The sequence below is a fragment of the Rhodovulum sp. genome (assembly GCF_011048875.1).
Lineage (GTDB): Bacteria > Pseudomonadota > Alphaproteobacteria > Rhodobacterales > Rhodobacteraceae > Rhodovulum > Rhodovulum tesquicola.
Genome location: NZ_DSDD01000479.1, coordinates 1 through 3,596 on the forward strand (window position 1 = coordinate 1; position 3,596 = coordinate 3,596).

Sequence of the window (3,596 nt, forward strand, 5' to 3'; positions counted from 1 at the left end):
CCCCTGCCCTGTCCGCGCGCGGCATGGGGTCGTCCTGGGGGTCATCTGCCGGGCGGCAATGGCGGGCTTCTACGCCTCTGCGCGCCGATGGTCCAGCGGCCCGGGCGGCGTGTCGCGGGGGGGGCGATCACGCGGCACTCGCCGGCCCGTGAGGGGACGGGGAAGTGACTTGGCGGCGCGGGGGCGCTATCTCCTGGTACCAAGGCCGCATGGCGGCGCCCTGGCCATGGAACGCCCGGCGCTCCGGCAGATTGCCCTTTCCACGCTCGTGATCGCGGTGACGCTGGCGCTGTGGGTGGCCTTCGTGCCCTCGGCGCGGCCGGTGCTGGACCGGCTGGGCCTGCCGGGGCTGTTCGGGATCGAGGCGACCGCGCCCGGGCAGGAGGCGGCGGGGCCGCGGCGGGGCGGCGCGGCTGGCCCGCCTGGAGACCACCGGGGCGGTGACCGAGGTCAGCCGCCGGGCCGCCGATCTGGCGCTGCGCGAGGCCGATCTGGCGCTGCGCGAGGCCGAGTTCGCGCTGGAGCAGCGCAGCCTGCTGGCGCCGGTCTCGGGCTGGGCGGGGGTGCTGGACCTGGCGGTGGGCGACAGCGTGTCGGCGCAGGAGCCGGTGGTCACGATCATGGATCGCACGCAGATCCTGATAGATTTCCGCGTGCCCGAGCGCGTGGTGGGCCAGGTCGCGACCGGCATGGCGCTGGAGGCGCGGCCGCTGTCGATGCGGGACACGGTGCTGAAGGGCACGGTTCAGGCCATCGACAACGTGGTGGACCAGGCGAGCCGGACCAAGCGGGTGCAGGGGCGGCTGGACAACGCAGCGGATCTGTTGCGCGCGGGCATGGCCTTCGAGGTGGTGCTGCGCTTTCCCGGCGAGGTGCTGCCCTCGGTCGATCCGCTGTCGGTGCAATGGTCGGCGGAGGGTGCCTATGTCTGGGTCGTGCGCGAGGACCGGGCCGAGCGGGTGCCCGTGGTGATCCGCCAGCGCAGTGCCGATGCCGTGCTGGTCGAGGCCGCGCTGGAGGTCGGCGAAATGGTCGTGGTCGAGGGGGTGCAGATCCTGCGCCCGGGCGCCGAGGTGCGGATCGTGGCGCCGCAGGCCGCACCGGCCGGGGATCGCGCGGCGCCGCTTTAGCGAAAGGAGCCTGCCATGCTGGAGGAAGCGACGCGCGCCGCCGAAGGGGGAGGCCCCGCGCTGTTCGTGCGCCGGCCGATCCTGGCGCTGGTGGTCTCGGCCCTGATCGTGCTGGCGGGGTTTGCCGCGCTGTTCGGGGTCGAGATGCGCGAATTGCCCAATGTGGACCGGCCCGTGGTCACCGTCACGACCGATTTCCAGGGCGCCGCGCCCGAGACCATCGACCAGGAGATCACCGGCCGGATCGAGGGCGCGGTGGGAAGGGGTGGCAGGCGTGCGCTCGATCTCGTCGAATTCGCGCTTCGGGCGCAGCCGGGTGACGGTGGAATTCGCCGAAAGCGTGGATATCGACGTGGCCGCGACCGATATCCGCGACGCGGTGGCCCGGGTCGAGGGGCAGTTGCCGACCGGGGCCGATGCCCCGCAGGTGGTCAAGGCCGATGCCGACGCCCAGATCGGCGGCGCGGGGCGGGGGCTGAGTTTCGCGATCACCGGCGACAGCTACGAGCGGCTGGCCGATCTGGCCGAGACGCTGGTCGAACGGATGCAGGACGATCCGGCCTTCGGCGAGGTGCAACTGGAATACGAGATCACCCAGCCGCAATTATTCGTCGAGATCGACCGCACCCGTGCCGCCGATCTGGGCATCGACATCACCGGGCTGGGGGATGCGTTGCGGGCGATGCTGAACGGGCGGACGGTGGGCTCGGTCTTCATCGGCGACCAGAGCCATGACATCCAGATGCTGTCGAGCGCGAACCCGGTGAACGATCCGGGCGATCTGCAGAACGTCTATGTGCGCACGGGCGACGGCCAGATGGTGCCGATGTCGAGTTTCGTGCATCTGGAAGAACGCCCCGTCACCCCGGAACTTGACCGCGAGAACCAGGGCCGCGCGGTCAGGATCACGGCCGGGCTGACGCCCGAACTGGCGCTGGGCGTGGCGCTGGCCCGCGTCGAGGCGCTGGGGGGCTGGGTGATCGTGGGCGGTCTGGGGCTGGCGACGCTGTCCACGCTGTATCTGAGGCCGGTGGTCTATCTGCTGCTGGCGCGCTTCTCGAAACCGCGGGCGGAGGAAAGCAAGCGGCTGGCGCGCGAGCTGGAAGAGGTGCTGGCGGGCTGACGCGCGGGCTGTCGGGCGTGTCCGAGGGCGTGCGACACCTGCGCATCGCGATGGCGGCAGTGGCGCTGGGCGGCGGCATCTGGACGATGCATTTCGTGGCCATGCTGGCGATGCGTTTCGAGGTGGCGGTGCATTACCGGGCGCTGCCCACGGTGGCCTCGGAGCTGATCGCGATCCTGTTGGCGGGGCTGGCGCTGATCCTGATGCATTTCGGGCCGCGCATGGGGCTGGCGGGGGCGGTGCTGGGGCTGGGGATCGTGGTGATGCACGACACCGGGCTGTCCGCCATCGAGGGCTGCGCGCCGGTCTGCCGGCCCCTCGGCTTTGCGGTGGCGGGCGGGCTGGGGGTTCTGGCGATCCGGGTGGCCTATGGGCAGCGGCGGGCGGGCACAGCCTGATCCCGATGATGAAGCTGCGCATGGCCGCGCCTGCGCATCTGGTGGACCTGCAAGGCATCGCCGCGTTGCGCGGGATCGAGGCGGGCGACCGGGTCCGGATCGGGGCGATGGTCACGCAATCCGAGATGATCGCCCATGCCGGGCTGGGCGAGGCCACGCGCCAGATCGCCGATCCGCAGGTGCGCAATCTGGGCACGGTCGGCGGCAATGTGGCGAATGGCGATCCGGGCAACGACCTGCCCGCGCTGATGCTGTGCCTGGATGCGACCTTCACGCTGGAGGGCCGGAGGGGGTGCACGAGGGCGCGGCGCGCGGCTTCTACGAGGCGCTCTATGTGACCTCGCGGGAGGAGGAGGAGATCCTGACCGCGGTCGGCTTTGACCGCCCGGCCCGCGGGTTCGCCCATGAAAAGCAGAAGCGCAAGATCGGCGATTACGCGACCGCCGCGGCTGCCGTGCTGATCGGGGCCAAAGGGGGGCGCGTCGTCTCGGCCTCGGTCGCGATGACCAATCTGGCGGATGTGCCGGTCTTCAGCGCGGCGGCCGGCGAGGTCCTTCTGGGCAGCGACTGCGGGGAGGACGCGGTCGTCGCCGCCCTGGACGCCATGCAGGGCGATATCGACCCGGTCGAGGACAATCGCGGACCCGTGGAGTTCAAGCGCCACGTTGCGGGAGTGATCCTGGCCCGCGCCATCGCGCGGGCCTGGTCGCGGGCCTGAGGGAGGACGAGATGTCGAACAGGATGCACCTGACGCTGAAGGTGAATGGCGAGGCGGTCGAGACGCTGGCCGAGCCGCGCGAATTGCTGATCCATGTGCCGCGCGAGCGGCCGGGGATCACCGGCCCGCATATCGGCTGCGAGACCAGCCATTGCGGCGCCTGCACCGTCGATATGGACGGGAAATCGGTCAAGGCCTGCACGATCTTCGCCGCGCAGGCGCAGGGG

General features: G+C 71.3%; 3 protein-coding genes and 2 pseudogenes. All 5 read left to right on the top strand.

Going from position 1 to position 3,596, the window contains the following annotated elements:
• Positions 1-440: 440 nt before the first annotated feature.
• Positions 441-1,130 carry an efflux RND transporter periplasmic adaptor subunit gene (locus tag ENN83_RS16180; RefSeq protein WP_287188784.1) on the top strand — a complete coding sequence of 230 codons (690 nt, stop codon included), beginning with the start codon at positions 441-443 and terminating at the stop codon, positions 1,128-1,130.
• 15 nt (positions 1,131-1,145) lie between these two features.
• Positions 1,146-2,253: pseudogene (locus tag ENN83_RS16190) on the top strand (efflux RND transporter permease subunit).
• A gap of 50 nt (positions 2,254-2,303) precedes the next feature.
• Positions 2,304-2,651 carry an MHYT domain-containing protein gene (locus ENN83_RS16195; RefSeq protein ID WP_287188790.1) on the top strand — a complete coding sequence of 116 codons (348 nt, stop codon included), beginning with the start codon at positions 2,304-2,306 and terminating at the stop codon, positions 2,649-2,651.
• A pseudogene (locus ENN83_RS16200) lies at positions 2,633-3,369 on the top strand (FAD binding domain-containing protein); the annotation flags it as partial. The gene ENN83_RS16195 and the pseudogene ENN83_RS16200, both read left to right, overlap by 19 nt.
• Before the next feature lie 11 nt (positions 3,370-3,380).
• Positions 3,381-3,596, top strand: a 216-nt coding sequence (locus tag ENN83_RS16205; protein WP_287188788.1) for a (2Fe-2S)-binding protein, incomplete at its 3' end; no start/stop codon positions are given.